This window comes from Actinoplanes sp. NPDC051537, assembly GCF_055586105.1.
In genome coordinates, this window is sequence record NZ_JBVJIU010000002.1 from 469994 (window position 1) to 490082 (window position 20089).

15 protein-coding genes are annotated in these 20089 nt (G+C 73.1%); 8 read left to right on the forward strand and 7 right to left on the reverse strand.

All coding sequences use genetic code 11. The features are described 5' to 3' along the window. The first annotated feature begins 53 nt into the window (after positions 1-53). Positions 54-1967 (forward strand): amylo-alpha-1,6-glucosidase, encoded by a 1914-nt coding sequence (locus ACZ6TB_RS05945; protein ID WP_465551086.1) that lies wholly within the window; start codon positions 54-56, stop codon positions 1965-1967. Here ACZ6TB_RS05945 and ACZ6TB_RS05950 read toward each other — a convergent pair. Next, a complete protein-coding gene (locus ACZ6TB_RS05950; RefSeq protein WP_465551088.1) occupies positions 1964-4825 on the reverse strand; it encodes an Hsp70 family protein in 2862 nt (953 codons plus the stop codon). The genes ACZ6TB_RS05945 and ACZ6TB_RS05950 overlap by 4 nt on opposite strands. 119 nt (positions 4826-4944) lie before the next feature. Between ACZ6TB_RS05950 and ACZ6TB_RS05955 the strand changes: the two genes are divergently transcribed. Beyond that, the gene (locus ACZ6TB_RS05955) at positions 4945-5904 is read left to right on the forward strand and encodes an AraC-like ligand-binding domain-containing protein (protein ID WP_465551090.1); all 960 of its coding nucleotides are present in this window, start codon (positions 4945-4947) and stop codon (positions 5902-5904) included. An 80-nt stretch (positions 5905-5984) separates the two neighbouring features. Continuing rightward, positions 5985-6791, forward strand: coding sequence for an alpha/beta hydrolase (locus ACZ6TB_RS05960; RefSeq protein WP_465551092.1), 807 nt, complete (start codon positions 5985-5987; stop codon positions 6789-6791). Here the strand turns inward: ACZ6TB_RS05960 and ACZ6TB_RS05965 are convergent. From ACZ6TB_RS05965 to ACZ6TB_RS05975, 3 genes are all read right to left on the reverse strand, one after another. Then, positions 6778-7896, reverse strand: coding sequence for an FAD-dependent oxidoreductase (locus tag ACZ6TB_RS05965; RefSeq protein WP_465551094.1), 1119 nt, complete (start codon positions 7894-7896; stop codon positions 6778-6780). The two genes, ACZ6TB_RS05960 and ACZ6TB_RS05965, sit on opposite strands and share 14 nt — an antisense overlap. A gap of 242 nt (positions 7897-8138) precedes the next feature. After that, positions 8139-8813, reverse strand: a complete 675-nt coding sequence (locus ACZ6TB_RS05970; protein ID WP_465551096.1) for a response regulator — start codon at positions 8811-8813, stop codon at positions 8139-8141. Continuing rightward, complete coding sequence (locus ACZ6TB_RS05975) at positions 8810-10093, reverse strand: sensor histidine kinase (protein ID WP_465551098.1); 1284 nt, start codon at positions 10091-10093, stop codon at positions 8810-8812. Before ACZ6TB_RS05975 ends, ACZ6TB_RS05970 begins: the two co-directional genes overlap by 4 nt. Positions 10094-10290: 197 nt before the next feature. Here ACZ6TB_RS05975 and ACZ6TB_RS05980 point away from each other — a divergent pair, with 197 nt between their 5' ends. The 5 genes from ACZ6TB_RS05980 to ACZ6TB_RS06000 all read left to right on the forward strand — a co-directional run bounded on the left by ACZ6TB_RS05980 (position 10291) and on the right by ACZ6TB_RS06000 (position 17585). Next, complete coding sequence (locus tag ACZ6TB_RS05980; RefSeq protein ID WP_465551099.1) at positions 10291-10746, forward strand: DUF1707 SHOCT-like domain-containing protein; 456 nt, start codon at positions 10291-10293, stop codon at positions 10744-10746. 83 nt (positions 10747-10829) lie between these two features. Continuing rightward, positions 10830-11657 carry a metal-dependent hydrolase gene (locus ACZ6TB_RS05985; RefSeq protein ID WP_465551100.1) on the forward strand — a complete coding sequence of 276 codons (828 nt, stop codon included), beginning with the start codon at positions 10830-10832 and terminating at the stop codon, positions 11655-11657. 46 nt (positions 11658-11703) lie between these two features. Next, positions 11704-13392, forward strand: coding sequence for a bifunctional 3'-5' exonuclease/DNA polymerase (locus ACZ6TB_RS05990; protein WP_465551102.1), 1689 nt, complete (start codon positions 11704-11706; stop codon positions 13390-13392). A gap of 120 nt (positions 13393-13512) precedes the next feature. After that, on the forward strand, positions 13513-17160 hold the full coding sequence (gene metH, locus ACZ6TB_RS05995; RefSeq protein ID WP_465551104.1) for a methionine synthase: 3648 nt from the start codon (positions 13513-13515) through the stop codon (positions 17158-17160). Positions 17161-17285: 125 nt separating this feature from the next. After that, positions 17286-17585: a hypothetical protein gene (locus ACZ6TB_RS06000; RefSeq protein WP_465551106.1), complete on the forward strand. Its 300-nt coding sequence runs from the start codon at positions 17286-17288 to the stop codon at positions 17583-17585. 47 nt (positions 17586-17632) lie between these two features. On the opposite strand, the gene ACZ6TB_RS06005 is transcribed toward ACZ6TB_RS06000, so the two are convergent. The 3 genes from ACZ6TB_RS06005 to ACZ6TB_RS06015 are packed head-to-tail and all read right to left on the reverse strand — an operon-like array spanning position 17633 to position 20054. Then, on the reverse strand, positions 17633-18163 hold the full coding sequence (locus tag ACZ6TB_RS06005; protein ID WP_465551108.1) for an alpha/beta hydrolase: 531 nt from the start codon (positions 18161-18163) through the stop codon (positions 17633-17635). A 9-nt stretch (positions 18164-18172) separates the two neighbouring features. Next, a complete protein-coding gene (gene mgrA / locus ACZ6TB_RS06010) occupies positions 18173-19162 on the reverse strand; it encodes an L-glyceraldehyde 3-phosphate reductase (protein ID WP_465551432.1) in 990 nt (329 codons plus the stop codon). A gap of 46 nt (positions 19163-19208) precedes the next feature. Next, positions 19209-20054: an aldo/keto reductase gene (locus ACZ6TB_RS06015; RefSeq protein WP_465551110.1), complete on the reverse strand. Its 846-nt coding sequence runs from the start codon at positions 20052-20054 to the stop codon at positions 19209-19211. Positions 20055-20089 lie beyond the last annotated feature (35 nt).

A 20089-nucleotide genomic window follows, 5' to 3' on the forward strand; every position in this document is an offset into this window, starting at 1 on the left:
CACCGATACCGCCACACTGAGTTTCATTCTGCCCGACAACTGGAGGTCATCTAGTGGCTACGGTCCGCCGCCTGGCCTTCGGCCAGCAGGTATGCGGCAGCGTCGACGAGGGCTCGGCCCGGGAGTGGCTCGTCCCGGACGGGTGCGGCGGCTACGCGATGGGCACGGTCAACGGCCTTCGTACCCGCCGCTACCACGGTTTATTGATAGTCGCCGGTGAGACGCCGGCCACCCGGCACCTCGGCCTGGCCGCCCTTGACCCGATCGTTACGCTCCCGTCCGGCGCCTCGGTCCGGCTGGCCACCCATGAGTGGGCGGATGGGACGATCGCCCCACGAGGGCACGAGTTGCTCGCCGGGTTCGAGCTCGTCGACGGCCTCCCCCGCTGGCGGTGGCGGATCGGCGACGTGGTGATCGAGCGCGAGCTCGCCATGGTCCACGGCCGGCCGTCGGTCGCCGTCGTGCACCGCCTGCTCACCGGCGGCCCGGTCAGCCTCTCCCTCGGCGCGCTGGTGACCTGGCGCGACATCCACGGCGAGCGCACGGCGAGCGGGCCGGTCCCGGCGATCGAGTCGGACGAGAGCGGCTGCGTGGTCGAGGGCGCGTACCGCCTGCGCGGCCCGGACTTCCGCCAGGCGGGCGCGTGGTGGCGCGGGGTGCGGCACCGGACGGAGGCGGCCCGCGGCCTTCCACCACAGGAGGACCTCTGGTACGCCGGAAGCTTCCACGCCGAGCTCCGGCACCCGGGCACGACGGCCGAGGTGTCGGCGTGGGCGGGCGATCTCGACGACCCGCCTCCGCGCCCGGCCGAGGTCGTCGAGGCGGCCCGGCTGCGCAACCGGGCGGTGGTCGCGGCCGCGCAGCCCGCCGACGACGCGCAGGCCACCCTGGCGCTCGCGGCCGACGCGTTCGTGGTGCGCACCCGCTCGGGACCGGACGTGGTGGCCGGCTACCCGTGGTTCGGCGCCTGGTCGCGGGACACGATGCTGAGCTACGAGGGCCTGTTCCTGACGACCCATCGCGCCGACGAGGGGCGGGAGCTGCTCATCTCGTACGCGTCGACGTTGTCCGAGGGAATGCTGGCGAACACGGCCGACACCGGCAGCGTGGAGTACAACACCGCGGACGGCACCCTGTGGTTCCTGCACGCGGTGGGCCGGCACGTGGCGACGACCGGCGACTTCGACCTGGCCGCCGAGCTGCTCCCGGCCCTGCTCGGGGTGATCGACCACCACCTCAAGGGCACCCGGTACGGGATCGTGGCCGACCCGCTCGACGGCCTGCTCCGGCAGGGCGCCGCCGGGGAGGCGCTGACCTGGATGGACGCCCGGGTCGACGGGGTGCCGGTGACGCCGCGCATGGGCAAGCCGGTCGAGGTGAACGCGCTCTGGGTGAACGGCCTGGCCACCGTGATCAAGCTGGCCTGGCAGGCGCGGACCGGGGCGGGCGCGGCGGTGCGGGCCCATCCCGAGGCGCTGTCCGGGTTCGCGCGGCGGTTCCCGGCCCCGACCGGGTGGCTCTACGACGTCGTGGACGGTCCCGGTGGCGACGATCCGGCGCTGCGGCCCAACCAGCTGCTGGCGTGGTCGCTGCCGTACGCGCCGCTGCGTCCCGAGCCGGCGACGCTTCAGGCGATCGGGTCGGCGCTGATGACGCCGCTCGGGTTGCGCAGCCTCGCCCCCGGCGCGCCCGGCTATCAGGGGGTGCACCGGGGCGGGGCGGCGGCCCGGGACACGGCCTATCACACCGGGACCGTCTGGCCCTGGCTCACCGGCCCGTTCGTGGCGGCCTGGCGGCGGCTCGGGGTCTCGGCCGACCAGACGCTCTCCGACGCCGACGACCACCTCGGGGAGTACGGGCTGGGCTCGGTCTCCGAGACGGCCGACGGGGACGCGCCGCACGAGGCGACCGGGTGCCCGTTCCAGGCGTGGTCGGTCGCCGAGACGCTGCGGGCGCGGCGCCTCTAACCGCCCGCGCCGCCGCCCGGGGTCACCTCCGTGGTCGGCGCGGTGGTCGGCTCGGTCGTGGGATCGGTCGGCGGCGTCGGGTCGGTGGTTCTCGTCGGCGGGGTCGTCGTCGGCTTGGTCCGGTACGTCTCGCGCGTGGTGCGCCGGCGGCTGGGCTGCGTCTTCTCCGGCTCGACGGTCGAGGTCGTCGGGGTCGCGCTCGAGACCGGCGGGGACAGGGTCGCCGGCAGCGCGGCGCCGCCCGGCGGCCGCAGCGCGTAGAGCACGCCGCTGTCGCTGACCGCGAAGAGCTCCGCGCCGTCGCCACGGGGAGCGAGCGAGATCGGGTCGCCGGTCACGTTCTGCCAGCGCGTGCGGATGTTCAGCGCGTCCAGACCGGCGAGGCGGCCGTCCTGGTAGGCCACGTCGACCTCGTCACCCCGTACCACCGGAATGCCCTTCTGGGTCTGGTAGCGCCAGCGCTCGGCGCCGGTGTGCGTGTTCCAGGCGGTGATCGAGCCGTCCGCGCCGGTCGCGTAGAGCACGCCGTCGCCGCCCGCGATGTGCTCGATCGCGGCCCCGTCGGCGAACCCCGGCAGCTCCGAGCCGTCCTTGAACAGCACGCACCGGACCGTCCCGTTCGCGATCGCCACGCACGCGGAGTCGCCGGCCACGACCGGGCCGTCGACGACCTGGCCCGCCTCGGCCTTCCACAGGGGCGCGCCCTGGGTGCTCACCCCGTTGAGCTTGCCGTCGCCCGAGGCGAAGACGACCACGTCGTCGTGCAGGACCGGCGCGGCGGCGATCTTCCCTTCGGCGAACGCCCGCCAGCGCCGGTGCCCCGGAGCGATCGCGAACGCGTAGAGCACGCCGTCGTCGCCGCCGGCGTAGACGTGCTTGTCGTCGGCGGCCGGATGGGCGGCGACCGGGTGACCGACGTCGCGGTGCCACAACTCCTTGCCCTGGGCGGCGTCGATCGCGACGACGCGGCCGGCGGCGGTGACCGCGTAGGCGACCCCGTTCCGGACGACCCCGTCGGCCCGCGCGCCGGCGCCGACCTTCAGCTCCCACGCCTTCGCGCCGTCCGCCCGCCGGTAGGCCCGGATCGTCCCGTCCTGCCCGCTGGTCAGCACCCAGTCCCCGCCGACCGTGGGCGGCTCGACCGGTTTGACGCCGGTGTTGGCCTTCCAGAGAACCGCGGCGCCGTTCGCCGGGGCGGCCTGCGACGTGCCACCGGCCGGGCCGCCGCCGCCCGGCCGGTCGTTCTTGTCGTCCCGGGGCCAGGCCGCCGCCGCGGTCACGGCGGTGATGGTGAGCAGCACGGCCGCGAACCCGCCGATCACCGGCCACCGATAGGCCCGCCATTTCGACCGCCCGGCCTGCCCCGCCCCGGTCCCTGGCCCGACCTTCGGCCAAGCCCCAGGCCCGGTCCCCGCTCCGGTCCCCGGCGGCGGGAACGGCTCGCGCGGCGGCACCGACGCCGACCCGGCGATCCGCGGCGGGTCACCCGGTTGTCCCGCCGGCGCCTGCGCCGGAACCCCGGCCCCGGGCGGCGGCAGCGAGATGCCCGGCGGCCGCACCGAAACCGGCAGGCTCGCAAACCCCGCCGGCGGCAAACTCCCGGGCGCCGGGCTGGCCGGCGCCGAGCTGACCGGCGCCGCGTTCCCCCACGCGCCGTGCGGCACCGGGTCGGCCGGCACTCCCGGCACGGCTTGCGGCGCGCCCGGGAACGGGAACGGCGCCGGCGAGACCGGGCTCGCGGGCCGCGGCGGCATCAGCACGACCGGCGCCGGCTCCGGCACACCGCGGGCGGACGCCGCCGGGCCGCTCAGCCGGGCCGCGCCGAGCGCGATCCCCAGCTCCGGCTGTTCGTCGACCACCACCGGGCGGTCGAGCGCGCGGGACACCATCAAGCCGACCAGCGGAATGCGCGACGAGCCTCCGGCGAGCACCACGCAGCGCAGCTCGCCCGGGTCGACCGCGGCCGAGCGCAACGCCCGGCGGACGGCCGCTACCGTCTCCTCCAGCGCCGGCGTGATCATGGCCTCGAAGGCGTCGCGGCGCAGGGTCACGCGGGTGTGCAGGCGGGGCAGCGCCACGGCGATCTGGGCCTCGACGTCGAAGGACAGGTTCTCCTTCGCCTCCACGCACTCCCGGCGGAGGCGGGCGAGCGCCTCGCGTACGTCCGGATCGGCCAGGTCGACGCCCGCGAGCCGGTCGCCCAGCGTCTCCCGCACGTGCTCGAGCACCGCCTCGTCGAAGTCGATGCCGCCCAGCTGCTCGACCCCCTGCGGCTCACCGAGCACCTCGAACCCGTCGGCCGTCTTGCGCAGCACCGCCGCGTCGAACGTGCCGCCGCCCAGGTCGTACACGGCGATGGTCTCCCCCACCGCGATGCGCGACGTGCCCGCGAACCGCACCGCCGCCGCCTCCGGCTCGGTGCGCAGCATCGCGTGCGGCACCCCGGCGAGCCCGGCCGCCTTCGCCAGCAGCTCCCGTTTGTACGGTCCCCAGTTCGCCGGGTGGGTCAGCACGATCCGCCGGGCCGGGCCGCCCTGGCCCTCCGCGACCGACTCCACGACGTGCTCGAGCAGGCGGGCCGTCAGCTCGTGGGCCGCCATCGGGCGGTCGCCGAGCAGCAGCGGCACCGGGTCGCCCATCCGGCGCTTGAACTCGCGGGCCAGCCGGGTCGGCTCACTCTCGCCGCGCCGCTGGGCCGCGTCGCCCACCAGCAACTCGCCGTCGTCGCGAAGGAACACCAGCGACGGCATCTCCGCCTCGCGCCCGCCGAGCCGGACAGTCTCGACCGTGCCGTCCACATTGACCGCGGCGGCCGTGTAGGTCGTCCCGAGATCCACCCCGAGGCCGTACTCCACCATTCACCGGATGGTAGGTGCCGCTGTCACGCCCCCGACACGCTCCGCACAAAAGCCGACAAGGCCCTATCACCCGGACGAGTGCAGACGGTAGCTTCGATCTTCATCGAAGGGGCCTGGTCATGGGGTACGTGCTCGACACCGCGGAGATGCCCGCCCGGGACCGGGTCGAGGCCGTGCACACCGCGATGATGTACGCCTCCGCGCCGTGCCACGTGCTGCACGAGGACCCCGGCGGCGCCGTGCACGCCCGCATGGAGGTGTGGGACTTCGGCAGCTCCACCATCTTCACGCACCGCTCGTCGGGCATCCGGCTGCTGCGCACGGCGAAGCTGGCCCGGCAGGACGCGATGCCGGTGGTCGCGCTCTCCGTCCAGCAGCGGGCCGACGGCCGGATCGAGCAGGGCGGCGAGAGCCGGCTCGTGCGGCCCGGGGAGCTGCTGGTCGTCGATCTGTCGGCGCCGTACGACTACTCCTGGTCGGGCAGCGGCGCCGCCGGGTGCCTGCAGATCCCGTACGACCAATTGGGTCTGCCGATCGACCTGGTCCGCCGCGCCGCGCCGAACGTGTTCGCCAGCCCGCTCTATCGCATGGTCACCGGGCACATCGCGCATCTCGCCCGCGAACCTAAGCGGATCACCGGCGACGCCTCCTCGTCCGCCGTGGCCGCCGCCAGCATCGACCTGGCCCGCGCCCTGCTGGTCTCGGCCGACCGCTCCGGCGACTCGCGGCGGGTGCTCGCCGAGACCCTGCTGTCCCGGATCCGCGCCCACGTCCGCCGGCACCTCACCGATCCCGATCTGACGCCGGCGGCGATCGCGGCGGCGCACAACATCTCGCTGCGGCAGCTCTACAAGGTCTGCGCGGGCGCGGGCCTGAGTCTCGAGCAGTGGATCATCAACGAGCGGCTTCAGCGCGTACGGCATGAGCTCACCCAGCCGGAGCGGCAGCACGTGCCGATCGCCGTCGTCGCCCGCCGCTGGGGATTCCGCGACGTCACCCACTTCACCCGCCGGTTCAAGGCCCGGTACGGGATGACGCCGAGCCAGTGGCGGCGCTCGTCGGCGGCCGCGCGCTCCTGACCACGGGTTGTGCGCTGTGGGCCGATTACTCCGCACGCACAGCCGATGACGCGCGGTGATTCCTGGTTACCGTCGGCCGCATGAGCACGATCGTCCTGATCCACGGCCTGTGGGTGACCCCGCGCAGCTGGGAGCACTGGGTGACCCGCCTGGCGGCCCGGGGCCACACCGTGGTGACGCCGGCGTACCCCGGCTTCGAGGTCGAGGTCGAGGCCCTGCGCGCCGACCCGGCGCCGATCGCGGAGCTGACCGTCCCCGAGACCGTCGCCCACCTCGAGAAGGTCATCGCCGCCCTGCCCGAGCCCGGCGAGGCGATCATCATGGGCCACTCGTTCGGCGGCACGCTGACCCAGCTGCTGCTCGACCGCGGGTACGGCGCCGCCGGCGTGGTGATCGGCTCGGCGCCGCCGGAGGGCATCCACGTGAACCCGCCGTCCCAGCTGCGGTCGTTGTTCCCGATCCTCAACCACCCGGCGAAGCGTCATCAGGCCGCCGGGTTCACGCCCGGGCAGTGGCACTACGCCTTCTGCAACACGATGTCGGCCGAGGACTCGCGGGCGGCCTTCGACCGCTATGCCGTTCCCGCGCCGGGCAGCTGGGTCTGGGCGTACGGGCTGATCGCGAATTTCTCCCCCGGCGGGCAGGGGACCTGGGTGGACTTCCACAACCGGGACCGGGCCCCGCTGCTGTTCATCGCGGGCGGCGAGGACCACATCATGCCGCCGTCGGTGAACCGCTCGAACGCCCATCACTACCGGGCCGAGGGAACGGTGACCGACTACGTCGAGGTGCCCGGGCGTTCGCATTGGACGTGCGCCGAGCCCGGCTGGGAGCGGATCGCCGATCTCGCCCTGGAGTGGGCGCTCCGGCACGCTAAGCGCCTTTGAAGAACTCGATCAGCCCGTACGGTGCGTCGTCCCGAAAACAGATCTCCAGGCTCGCGGCGGCGCCGGCCGCGTTCTCGGCGCCGCGCACGAACATCGGCTCCTCGTAGGCCTCGAGCGCCGTGCCGAGATCGCCCGGGTGGTCGGCGATGGCCCGGCCGAGGTCGGCGCCGTCGAGCAGGGCGAGGTTCGCGCCGGCCCCGGCGAACGGCGACATCAGGTGCGCGGCGTCGCCGAGCAGCGTCACGCCCGCCGTCCGCGCCCAGCGGTGCCCGATCGGCAGCCCGTGGATCGCCCGCGGGATCAAAGCGGTGTCGGCCTCGGTGATCAGCGCTCGCAACGAGGGCGCCCAGCCGGCGAACTCGTCGAGCAGAACGCCCTTGCCCGTGGCGGTGTCGGCCCAGTCGATGCCGTCGATCCAGGCCAGCGGCTTCCGCAGGGCGAGGTAGACGTGCAGGCTGCCGTCCGGCTCCCGATGGGCGAGCATCCCCCGGCCGGCGCCGAGCGCGAAGAGCATGCCCCCGCCGACGACCGCGGCCGGCCCCGGGTGCCGCCGGTCGGCGTCGAGGTGGTCGACATCGAGGAACGAGATGCCGAGGTATTCCGGGGTGGCCGCGGAGACCAGCGGCCGCACCCGCGACCAGGCCCCGTCGGCCCCCACGAGCAGGTCGGCGGCGACCGTCTCGCCGCCGGTCAGCGTGATCTCGTGCCGCCCGTCCCCCAGACTGCGCACCGTTGTGACCCCGCACCCCCAGCGAATCGTGCCCGCCGGCAGCGAGTCGAGCAGCATCCGCCGCAACCGCCCGCGCTCGACCTCGGGCCGGTCCCGGGCCGGGTCGTCGGGCTCGTCGATGTGCACGGTCCCGTGCTCGTCGAGGACCCGCATGGCCTGGCCGCCGTCGTGAATGAGCCCGAGGAACTCGTCGAAGAGCCCGCCCGCCCGCAGCGCGACCTGCCCTTCGTCCTCGTGAATGTCGAGCATGCCGCCCTGAGCCCGAGCCGTGGGCGAGGCGTCCAGCTCATAGATCGTCGACGAGATGCCCCGGACAGCGAGAACCCGGGCCAGCATGAGCCCACCGAGCCCCGCCCCCACGATGGCGATGTCCATGTCTCCTCCAGGGCTTCGGAACGCGTTCGCGACGAACACGTTCGCTTAGGTTGTGAACACGATCGTAACGAACGCGTTCGTTGGTTGGAACCCGCTGTGAGGGCAGTCACCCCGTGGACACGCGGCCAGGCGGTGCGGCTGCCCGACGGCTAGGCGGTGCGATGGCCAGGCGGCGCGGTGGCCAGGCGGCGCGGTGGCCAGGCGGCGCGGCGATCAGGGGGCGCGGCGGTCAGGCGGCGCGGTCAGGACAGCCAACCCGGGCGGATCAGGCCGGCCTCGTAGGCGTAGACGACCAGCTGGGCCCGGTCGCGGGCGCCGAGCTTGATCATGCTGCGGCTCACGTGGGTCTTGGCGGTGGCCGGGCTGATCACCAGGCGGGTGGCGATCTCGTCGTTGGAGAGGCCCTCGGCCACCAGCACCAGCACCTCGCGCTCGCGGTCGGTCAGCTGGTCGAGCTGGGGCGGCGGGGCCGCCAGGCGGTTCTGCCCGGCCTTGCCGGCGAACTCGCCGATCACCCGCCGGGTCACGCTCGGCGAGAGCAGCGCGTCACCGGCCGCGACCGCGCGCACGCCGCGCAGGAGCTCGACCGGCTCGGTGTCCTTCACCAGGAAGCCGGACGCGCCCCCGCGCAGCGCCTCGAACACGTACTCGTCCAGCTCGAACGTGGTCAGGATGACCACCTTGGTCTCGGCCAGCGCGGGATCGGCGGCGATCCGCTTGGTCGCCTCGAGACCGTCGACGCCGGGCATGCGGATGTCCATGAGCACCACGTCGGGCCGCGTCTGCTGGGCCTGCCTGACCGCCTCGAGCCCGTCCGCGGCCTCGGCCACCACCCGGATGTCGGGCTCGGCGTTGAGCAACGCCCGGAACCCGGCCCGCACCAGCGCCTGGTCGTCCGCCAGCAACACCGAGATCATCCGCGGCTCTCCTCACGATCGTGCTGGTCATGGTCCTCGCCCGGCGTCGGCAACAGCACCGACACCAGGAAGCCGCCGTCCACCGGCCCGGCCTCGACGCTGCCCCCGAGGGTCTGCGCCCGCTCCCGCATCCCGGCGATCCCCGTGCCGTCGGCGCCGGCAGCCTCGGCGCCGGCGGCGTCGGTGGGACCCGAGGCGGAGGGCGCGACGGCCTCCGGCGCGACCGTCCCCTCGTTGCGGACGGCCAGGTGCAGCGCGGTCGGCAGGTAGTCGATCGCGATCGACGCCGTCGCGCCCGGACCGGCGTGCTTGCGCACGTTGGTGAGGGCCTCCTGGACGATCCGGTAGGCCGCCCGGTCGACCTCGGCCGGCAGCGCCCGCTCGTCGCCCGTGACCTTGGTGCTGATCGGCAGGCCGGCGTCGCCGGTCAGCTCGCCGAGGCGGCTCAGGCCGACGGCCGGCTGCCGGGGCGCGGCCTCGTCGTCGGCGCGCATCACGTCGAGCACGGCGCGAACCTCGCGCAGCGCCTCGGCGCTGGCCGTCTTGATCGCGGTGAGCGCCTCGCGGGCCTGCTCGGGCCGGTTGTCCATGAGGTGCAGGCCGACCCCGGCCTGCACGTTGATCAGCGAGAGGTGGTGGCCGAGCACGTCGTGCAGCTCGCGGGCCATCCGCAGCCGCTCCTCGGAGGCCTGCCGCCGCTCCTGCTCCTGCTTGGCCCGGGCCCGCTCGGCCCGCACCTTCATCATCTCGGCCACGTGCTCGGACCGGGCCTTGGCCGCCCCGCCCAGGAAGATCATCAGTACCAGCCCGACCGCCAGCAGCACCGCCGAGCGCACGTCGGCCCGGGCGCCCGCGGGCACGCCGAGGCGATCGGCGAGGGCCCAGCAGACCACCAGATAGGCCACGTACGACACCGCGGCGGCGATCACGGCGGACCGGGCCCGCCCCATCTTGGCCAGGTTGAACAGGGCGATCGCGGGGGCGACCGCCATTGTCCAGCGCGGGGCCGCGAACGTGGCGAAGCCCAGCGAGCCCGCCGCCGCGACCGCGAAGACGGCCTCGGGAAAGAGCCGGCGGAACAGCAGGGCGACGGGGCCGACCAGCAGCAGCGCGTAGACCAGCGGGGTGATCGGCCGGTAGACCATGCTGTCGTTCAGGCCCGCCACCTGGAAGACGCCGGCCACGACCGCGGCGCCGACGCCGACGCGGCGCCGCCCGAACCGCCCAGTGCGGCGATCCTCCCGCCACGGCGGGCCCCACGGCCTGGTCTCGTCCTCCATGCGGCCGAAGTTACGGCACCCGGGCGGGGATGACATCGGAGCAGGGTCCCATCCCCGCGTACGACCTGGGTCGTACGGGAAGGCGATTGCTCAGCCCCCGGTCGTACGGGGGCCGGGAAAGAGTCGCTCCCCCGGGCCGACGCCGGGAGCGCCGGAAACGCCGACTCTGGTAACCACGACGCCCACGAGGAGGAGCAATGAGCGAGAACTGGAACGGCCCGGCCCGGCTGCGGACCTCCGACCAGGAACGCGAGCAGATCGCCGAGATCCTGCGCGCGGCCATGACCGAGGGCCGGCTCACCCTGGAGGAGGGCGAGGAGCGACTGGCCACGGCGTACGCGTCGAAGTATCGCGACGAGCTGGGACCGCTGACGGCCGATCTCCCCGACGGGGGCCGGCGCGCCCTGGCCGAGACCCCGCAGGCGCGGCTCGCGACACGCCGGAGCCTGCGCCGGCACAGCAGCTTCGTGATCTCGGCCGCGCTGATCCTCACCGGCCTGTGGGTGCTCTCCGGGGCGCACTTCTTCTGGCCGGCCATCCCGCTGGTGTTCCTGGTCATGGGTCTGGTGCGGCACGCGCGCTGGGGACGCTACGAGCACCGCTACATGTACGCGCACCGGGTCGCGCCCTGGAACGCTCCCGGCCATCGGTGAAGCCAACGCTCCATAGTGGACGCGTAGGTCGTTGATCACCCCTCCCCGCTCTGCGAAAGTGAGGCGGGGAGGGACAACAACACATGATGGGACCGTCGCACGCCCTTTCGGGGGCGGCCGCCTGGCTCGCCGGGAGCTGGGCCCTGGACGCGTTCGCCGGGTACGGTCAGTCACCGCTGACCGTCGCCGTGGGCGCCACCGTCTGCGCGGGCGGCGCCCTGCTGCCCGACCTGGACCTGTCCGGGAAGGTCACCCGCAACCAGGGCGGGGCCACCGTCGCGCGTACGTTCGGCGTGTTCTCGCTGTTCGTGGCCGAGGTGATCGAGAAGGTCTCGCTCGGCGTCTACACGGCGACCCGGCTCAGCCGCGACCCGCGCCGCAACAACGGGCACCGCACCTTCACCCACACGCTGCCGTTCGCGGCCCTGGTCGGCTGGGGCACCACGTCCCTGACCGCCCACTACGGCAAGTGGGCGGTCGTCGGCATCCTCTTCTTCATGGCCGGCCTGGCCCTGCGCGGCCTGTTCGACGAGTGGGCCGAGCGCGCCGGCTGGCTGATCGTGACGATCTGCTCGGCGGTCATCGCCTGGTTCACGGCCGGCCTGCTGCCCGGCGACCGGGGCTATCCGCTGCTCGGCTTCGCGGTCGGCTTCGGCTGCTTCGTCCACCTACTAGGGGACATAATCACCCACGCCGGGGTGCCGATCCTGTGGCCGATCCCGACCGGCCGCCGCATGTGGCGCATGATCGGCGTCCCGAACGGCCTCGCGGTCCGGGTCGGCGGCAAGATCGAAACAATCGTCCTGCGTACGGCGTTCACCGTGATCGCCCTGCTGGCCATCGCCGCGATGTTCGCACCCGGCCTGCTCCACCGCATCGAGCCGGACGCCTGGGCCGACCCCGGCCGTTAGCCGGGCACCCGCGGAAATTGTCGTACCCCCACCGCAGAATGGGGGTGTGCTGGTGGCGGTCGCGCCCGACGGGCGGCTTCAAGATCTGCGGGCGGACGGGTCGCCCGCCGGGCCGCCGCGTGCCGTGCCCGATCTGGCCGCCGCGGTCGCCGAGCGCGAGGCCGCCGACCAGCCCCGCTGGGTGTGGCCGGCCACCGCCGAGATCTATCCGGCGCTGCTGCGGGCCGGGGTGCGGGTGGCCCGCTGCCACGATCTCGAGCTGACCGAGGCGCTGCTGCTCGGCCACGCGGGCCGCTGGGGCTCGCCGCGCTCGCTCGCCGCCGCCCGGGCCCGCCTGCTCGGCCTTCCGGTGCCGCCCGATCCCCCGCCGCGGCAGCCCGAGCCGCCGGGCTTCGCCCAGGGCGCCCTGTTCGAGACCATGGCCGCGCCGCCGGCCGCCGCCGGCTTCGACGTGCTGGCGGCGATCCAGATGGTGTACGCGGACCAGCTCGCCCGCCTCGCGACGACCGAGCATCCGGGCCGGTTCCGACTGCTGGTGGCGGCCGAGTCGGCCGGCGCCCTGGTCGGCGGCGAGATGGGCCACGTCGGGCTGCCCTGGCGCGCCGACGTCCACGACGAGCTGCTGCGCGAGCTGCTCGGCGCCCCGCAGCCGGTCGGGCCGCCGCGCCGGCTGGCCGAGCTGACCGCCGAGATCAACGACGCGCTGGGCCTGCGCGGCCTGCACCCCGACTCCCCGGCCGAGGTGGTCAAGGCGTTCGCGCGCAACGGCGTCGAGATCCCCAACACGCGCGCCTGGGTGCTCAAGCGGGTCGACCATCCGGCCGTGCGCCCCCTGATCGAATACAAGGAGCTCTACCGCATCTGGACGGCGCACGGCTGGTCGTGGTGCGAGGCGTGGGTGCGCGACGGCCGCTTCCGCCCGGAGTACGTGCCGGGTGGCGTCGTCTCCGGCCGCTGGGCCACCCGCGGCGGCGGCGCGCTCCAGGTGCCCAAGGTGGTGCGCCGGGCCGTGCTCGCCGACCCGGGCTGGCGGTTCGTGGTGGCCGACGCCGGCCAGCTGGAGCCGCGCGTGCTCGCCGCCGTCTCCGGCGACAAGCGGCTGGCCGCCGCGGCCGCGGCCGGCGACCTCTACGCGGCGCTGGCCGCCGACTCGTTCGACGGCGACCGGGCCAAGGCCAAGATCGCGCTGCTCGGCGCCATGTACGGGCAGACCGGCGGCAACGCGATCCCGGCGCTGGCCGTGCTCCGCAAGCACTACCCGGTGGCGTTCGAGTTCGTCGAGGCCGCGGCCCGCACCGGCGAGGCCGGCGGCCTGGTCCGCTCGTGGCTCGGCCGCACCTGCCCGCCGTCGGCCGCCGCCCTGCGCGCTGAGCAGACTGGTGGGCCCGGGCTCGATCCGCCCGAGGAGGCCGGCTCGGCCGAGACGCCGCAGGGCGGGGCCTCCGGCCGGGCCCGGGGGCGCTTCACCCGCAACTTCGTGGTGCAGGCCACCGCGGCCGAGTGGGCGCTGGTGCTGCTGGCCACGCTGCGCACGGCGCTGGAGGGCAGCAAGGCGGAAATGGTGCTGTTCGTGCACGACGAGGTCGTGGTGCACTGCCCCGAGGAGGAAACGGCCATGGTCGCCGAGGTCGTCCACGCGAGCGCCGCCCAGGCCGGCCGGCTGCTGTTCGGCGAGACCGCCGTCCGGTTCCCGCTCGACGTCTCAACAGTTGGTGCGTACGCCGACGCGAAGTGAATCTGCGGTACCTTTGTTGGTCCGAAGCGAGAGGCGCTGCAACGGGGTGACACCCGCCACGCTCGCTCGGTGAATTCCGACCAAGGGCGCCTCCGTTGTTACCACACGGAGGTGGTCGGTATGGAGAGAAGCTCGCGTGTCGCCGAGCTCAAGCGGCTGCTGGGAGAGCGCATCCTGGTGCTGGACGGCGCCTGGGGCACGATGCTGCAGGGCGCCAAGCTCACGCCCGAGGACTACCGGGGCGAGATGATCCCGGCCGGCCACCCGCAGGACGTGACGGGCGACCCCGACCTGCTCATGCTGACCCGCCCCGACGTGATCCTCGACATCCACCGGCAGTACCTGGCGGCCGGCGCCGACATCACGACGACCAACACGTTCACGGCCACCAGCATCGCGCAGGCCGACTACGGCCTCGAGCACCTCGTGCACGACATGAACTTCCGCGGCGCCCAGCTGGCCCGCCAGGCCGCCGACGAGGCCGCCGCGGCGGACGGGAAGATCCGGTTCGTGGCCGGCTCGGTCGGCCCGCTCAACGTGACCCTGTCGCTCTCCCCCAAGGTCGACGACCCGGCCTACCGGGCGGTCACCTTCGACCAGGTCAAGGCGGCCTACGCGGAGCAGATCGCGGCGCTCGCCGAGGGCGGCGTCGACCTGCTGCTGGTCGAGACGATCTTCGACACGCTGAACGCGAAGGCGGCGATCGCGGCCGCGCACGAGGTGGCGCCCGAGCTCCCGCTGTGGATCTCGGTCACGATCGTGGACCTGTCCGGGCGTACCCTCTCGGGTCAGACCGTCGAGGCCTTCTGGCGCTCGATCGAGCGCGCCCACCCCCTGGTCGTCGGCGTGAACTGCGCGCTGGGCGCCACCGAGGCCCGCCCGCACGTGGCCGAGCTCGCGCGCCTGTCCGACACGTTCGTCGCCGCCCACCCGAACGCCGGGCTGCCCAACGCGTTCGGCGGCTACGACGAGACCCCGGCCCAGACGTCGGCCCTGATCAAGGAGTACGCGACCGCCGGCCTGGTCAACATCGTCGGCGGCTGCTGCGGCACCACGCCCGCGCACATCGGGCAGATCGCCACGTCGGTCGCCGGCGTCGCGCCGCGGCTGATCGACCCGCCGGCCGAGACCACCCGGTTCAGCGGCCTCGAGCCGTTCGCGATCGGCCCCGACACCGGCTTCGTCATGATCGGCGAGCGGACCAACGTCACCGGCTCGGCCCGGTTCCGCCGGCTGATCGAGGCCGACGACTACCAGGGCGCCGTCGCCGTGGCCCTCGACCAGGTGCGCGGCGGCGCCAACCTGCTCGACGTGAACATGGACGCCGACCTGCTCGACAGCGAGCAGGCGATGACCACGTTCCTCAACCTCATCGCCACCGAGCCCGAGGTCGCGCGCATCCCCGTGATGATCGACAGCTCGAAGTGGAGCGTGCTCGAGGCCGGCCTCAAGTGCGTGCAGGGCAAGGGCGTGGTCAACTCGATCAGCCTCAAGGAGGGCGAGGAGGTCTTCCTCTCCCACGCCCGCCAGATCAAGGCGTTCGGCGCCGGCGCGGTCGTGATGGCGTTCGACGAGAAGGGCCAGGCCGACACCCGCGACCGCAAGGTCGAGATCTGCGGCCGCGCCTACGACCTGCTGGTCAACGAGGCCGGCTTCGCGCCCGACGACATCATCTTCGACCCCAACGTCCTCGCGGTGGCGACCGGCATCGCCGAGCACAACGGGTACGCCAAGGCGTTCATCGAGGCCCTGCCGCTGATCAAGGAGCGCTGCCCGGGCGCGCGCACCAGCGGCGGCATCTCCAACCTGTCGTTCTCGTTCCGCGGCAACGACGTGGTCCGCGAGGCCATGCACTCCGCCTTCCTGTACTACGCGGTGCGGGCCGGCCTCGACATGGGCATCGTCAACGCCGGCCAGCTCGCCGTCTACCAGGACATCCCGGCCGACCTGCTGGAGCTGGTCGAGGACGTGCTGTTCGACCGCCGCCCGGACGCCACCGACCGCCTGGTCACCTTCGCCCAGACCGTCACCGGCAAGGGCAAGCAGCGCGAGGTCGACCTGTCCTGGCGCGAGGCCCCGGTCACCGAGCGGCTGTCGCACGCGCTCGTGCACGGCATCGTCGACTTCATCGAGGACGACACCGAGGAGGCCCGGCAGCTGTTCCCCCGGCCGCTCGAGGTGATCGAGGGCCCGCTGATGGACGGCATGAAGATCGTCGGCGACCTGTTCGGCTCGGGCAAGATGTTCCTCCCGCAGGTGGTCAAGAGCGCCCGCGTGATGAAGCGCTCGGTCGCCTACCTCGAGCCGTTCATGGAGGCCGAGAAGGAGCAGGCGCGCCTCGAGGGCCGCGTCGAGACCTCCCGCGGCCAGGGCAAGGTCGTGCTGGCCACGGTCAAGGGCGACGTGCACGACATCGGCAAGAACATCGTCGGCGTCGTGCTGGGCTGCAACAACTACGAGGTGATCGACCTCGGCGTGATGGTGCCGGCCGCGAAGATCCTGGACACGGCGGTGGCCGAGGGCGCCGACGTGATCGGCCTGTCCGGCCTGATCACCCCGTCGCTGGACGAGATGGTGTCGGTCGGCGCCGAGATGGAGCGCCGCGGCCTCAAGCTGCCGCTGCTGATCGGCGGCGCGACCACGTCCAAGCAGCACACGGCGGTGCGGATCGCGCCCGCGTACTCGGCGTCGACAGTGCACGTGCTCGACGCGTCCCGGGTCGTCGGCGTGGTCTCCGACCTGCTCGACGCCGATCGCGCCGAGAAGCTCGATGTGGCCAACCGGGCCGACCAGGAGCGGCTGCGCATCCAGCACGCCAACCGGCACGCCCAGCCGCTGCTGACCCTCGCCCAGGCGCGGGCCAACCGCGAGGAGGTCGACTTCGGCGATCTGCCGACGCCGGCCTTCACCGGGGTACGGGTGGTGGAGCCGGCCATCGCCGAGCTGCGCGAGATGATCGACTGGACCTTCCTGTTCCTCGCGTGGGAGCTGAAGGGCAAGTTCCCGGCGATCCTCGAGCAGCCGGTCGCCCGCGAGCTGTGGGACGACGCCAACACGCTGCTCGACAAGATCATCGCCGAGGGCTCGTTCCGGGCCCGCGGCCTGTACGGCTTCTGGGGCGCGCACGCCGAGGGCGACGACATCGTCCTCACGGTGCCCGATCGTTCTGGCGGCGCGAAGTTCCCGATGCTGCGCCAGCAGACCGAGAAGCCGGCCGGCCGGGCGAACCGCTGCCTGGCCGACTACATCGCGCCCAAGGACGACCACCTCGGCGGTTTCGCCGTCGCCATCCACGGCGCCGGCGAGCTGGCCGCGCACTACGAGGCCGAGAACGACGACTACCGGGCGATCATGGTGAAGGCGCTGGCCGACCGCCTGGCCGAGGCGTTCGCCGAGTACCTGCACCTCAAGGTCCGCCGCGAGTGGTTCGAGCCGGAGGCCGAGCCGGAGCTGGCCGACCTGCACGCCGAGCGCTTCCGCGGCATCCGCCCGGCGCTGGGCTACCCCGCGAGCCCCGACCACAGCGAGAAGAAGGACCTCTTCGAGCTGCTCGGCACCGACGCGATCGGCGTCGGCCTCACGGAGTCGTTCGCGATGACCCCGGCCGCCGCCGTGAGCGGCCTGATCTTCGCCCACCCCGACTCGCGCTACTTCACGGTCGGCCGCCTCGGCAAGGACCAGATCGCCGACTACGCCACCCGCCGGGGCATGCCGGTCGAGGAGGTCGAGCGCTGGCTGCGGCCCAACCTGGCCTACGAGCCGGAGTGATCCGGCCCGGTTCCCTGAGCGCCGGCCCGCGGCGCTCAGGGAGCTGACAGGCTCGTCCCAGGCTGCGCTCGACTCCGGCCCCTATCTTGGTGGTTGTCGAATCAGCAGCGGGAGGAGTCGTCGCGTTGGCCGGTTTCGTGAAGCGGTTCGTGCTCTCGATGGTCGCGTCCAAGGTTCAGAAGATGTCGCACAAGCGCGGGCACAGCCCGGTTCTGGACGGTCTGCTGCACGAGGTCAACCGGCGTCGCGGCCACGGCCACCCGGGCGGGCACGGCGCATACGGTCCCGGCGCATACGGCCACGGCACATACGGCCACGGCACATACGGTCAGGGCCACCCCGGGCCGTACGGCTACCACGGCCATTACAAGCACCACGGCCACTACCGGCACCACGGGCACTACCGGCGGCGGCGCTTCTTCTGACCGGCCGCGACCCGAGACCGGCGGGCCGGCGGGCCGGCGGGCCGGCGCTAGCCGATCAGGCGATCCAGCAGCGGGAACTCGTCGTAGTCCTGGCCGTGGTCGCCGAAGTGGCCGTCGTTGCGGATCATCTGCGTGCCGCCCAGATGGTCGAACAGGACCCGGCCCTGGGCGGCGTCGCAGCCGTACGGATCGATGGCGGAATTGAGGAAGTAGAACTCCCCGGCGTTCCCGCGGATCGTCGCCCAGTCGTAGGACTCCTGGAGCACCGGCTCCTCGGAGTCGTTGGGCCGCGTGCTGTAGCCGGCGACCAGGAACGCCTGGTCGACCCGCACGTGCTCGAGCAGCGCGAGCAGCAGCGCCGCCCCGCCGGAGTGGCCGATCAGCACGGTGTCCTCATCGAACTTGTGCGCGGCCAGCACCAGAGGCAGAAACTCGGCGATCGGCGTCACGTTCAGCCCGGGGTAGTGCGGCGCCTCGACGTCGTAGCCACGCGAAGTCATCCGGGCGGCCAGCCACGGGTACCAGGCCACGCCCGGGTTCCCGCCGGTCCCGTGGAAGATGATCGCTCGACGCGCCATGGGCCGGGACTATACCGCGCTGGACGACGCCCACAGGTTGATGCCGGACTCGGTGGCGTACTTGTCGATCTCGGCCAGCTCGTCGGCCGAGAATGACGTGTTGTCCAGGGCCGCCACGTTGTTCTCGAGCTGACCGACGCTCGACGCGCCGAGCACGACCGAGGTCATCCGCGGGTCGCGCAGGGTCCAGGCGATCGCCATCTGCGCCAGCGACTGCCCCCGCCGCGAGGCGATGTCGTTCAGCGAACGAATTTTGTCCAAGTTGTCCGACGACAACAGCGACGTCGACAGCGACTTGTCCTCCGAGGCTCGCGAACCCGACGGCACCCCGCCCAGGTAACGGTCGGTGAGCATGCCCTGGGCCAGCGGCGAGAAGCCGATGCACCCGGCGCCGGCCTCCTCGAGGGTGTCGAGCAGCCCGTCCTCGATCCACCGGTTCAGCATCGAGTAGGACGGCTGGTGGATGAGCAGCGGCGTGCCCAGGTCGCGCAGAATCGCCGCCGCCTCCGCCGTTTTGCCCGGCGAATACGAAGAAATGCCGACATAAAGCGCTTTACCGGCTCGGACCGCCGACGCCAGCGCCCCCATCGTCTCCTCGAGCGGCGTCTCCGGGTCGAGCCGGTGCGAGTAGAAGATGTCGACGTAGTCGAGGCCCATCCGCGTCAGCGACTGGTCGAGCGACGCGGTCAGGTACTTGCGGGAGCCGTGGTCGCCGTACGGGCCGGGCCACATGTCGTAGCCGGCCTTGGTCGAGATGACCAGCTCATCGCGGTACGGACGGAAGTCGGCAGCCATGTGCCGGCCGAAGTTGGCCTCGGCCGAGCCGTACGGCGGGCCGTAGTTGTTGGCCAGGTCGAAGTGGGTGATGCCGAGGTCGAAGGCGCGTCGCAGGACCGCGCGCTGCGTCTCGAACGGCTTGTCGTCGCCGAAGTTGTGCCACAGGCCGAGCGAGACGGCGGGCAGCTTGAGCCCGCTGCGGCCGGTGCGGCGGTACTCCATGGCGTCGTAGCGGGTGCCGGCGGCGTCGAAAGACACGAAGCGATCCTTAGGGAAGAAGGGCGAGGTCGGCGGGGGTCAGCGTGAGCGTGTCCGCCTGGGCCGAGTCCTGGATCGACTCGGGGCGGCTCGCGCCGGGGATCGGGATGACCACCGGCGACTTGGCGAGATGCCAGGCCAGGCAGACCCGCTGCGGCGAGACGCCGTACCGGGAAGCGACCGTCGCGAAGCTGCCGCTGAGATCGCCGGCCCGGCCGATGCCGGTCAGCGGCGACCAGGGCAGGAAGGCGATCCCCAGCTCGTCGCAGAGCGCCAGCTCCGGCCCCGAGGACAGGAACGACGGCGAGAACTGGTTCTGCACCGCGGCGAGGCGGCCGCCCAGGATCTCGCGCGCCTGCCGGATCTGCGACGGGTTGGCGTTCGAGATGCCGGCCGCCCGGATCTTCCCGGCGTCGAGCAGGTCGCGGATCGCGCCGATCGAGTCGGCGTACGGCACCTTGGGGTCGGGCCGGTGGAACTGGTAGAGGCCGATCGCCTCGACGCCGAGCCGCTTGAGCGACGCCTCGCACGCCTCGAACAGGTGGGCCGGCGAGCCGTCCACGTGCCAGCTGCCGTCGCCCGGCCGCACGTGCCCGCCCTTGGTGGCGACCAGCACGCCCGACGCGTCGCCGCCGTAGGAGGCGAGCGCCCGCGCGATCAGGGACTCGTTGTGCCCGACCTCGTCGGCGTGGATGTGGTACGCGTCGGCGGTGTCGATCAGCGTGACGCCGGCGTCGAGCGCGGCGTGGATGGTGCGGATCGAGCGCTCCTCGTCCGGCCTGCCCTCGATCGACATCGGCATGCCGCCGAGCCCGATCGCGCCGACCTGGACGTCGCCGATACGACGGCTCTGCATGTGACCTCCCCGGGAAACCCAACATGTTCTACCTT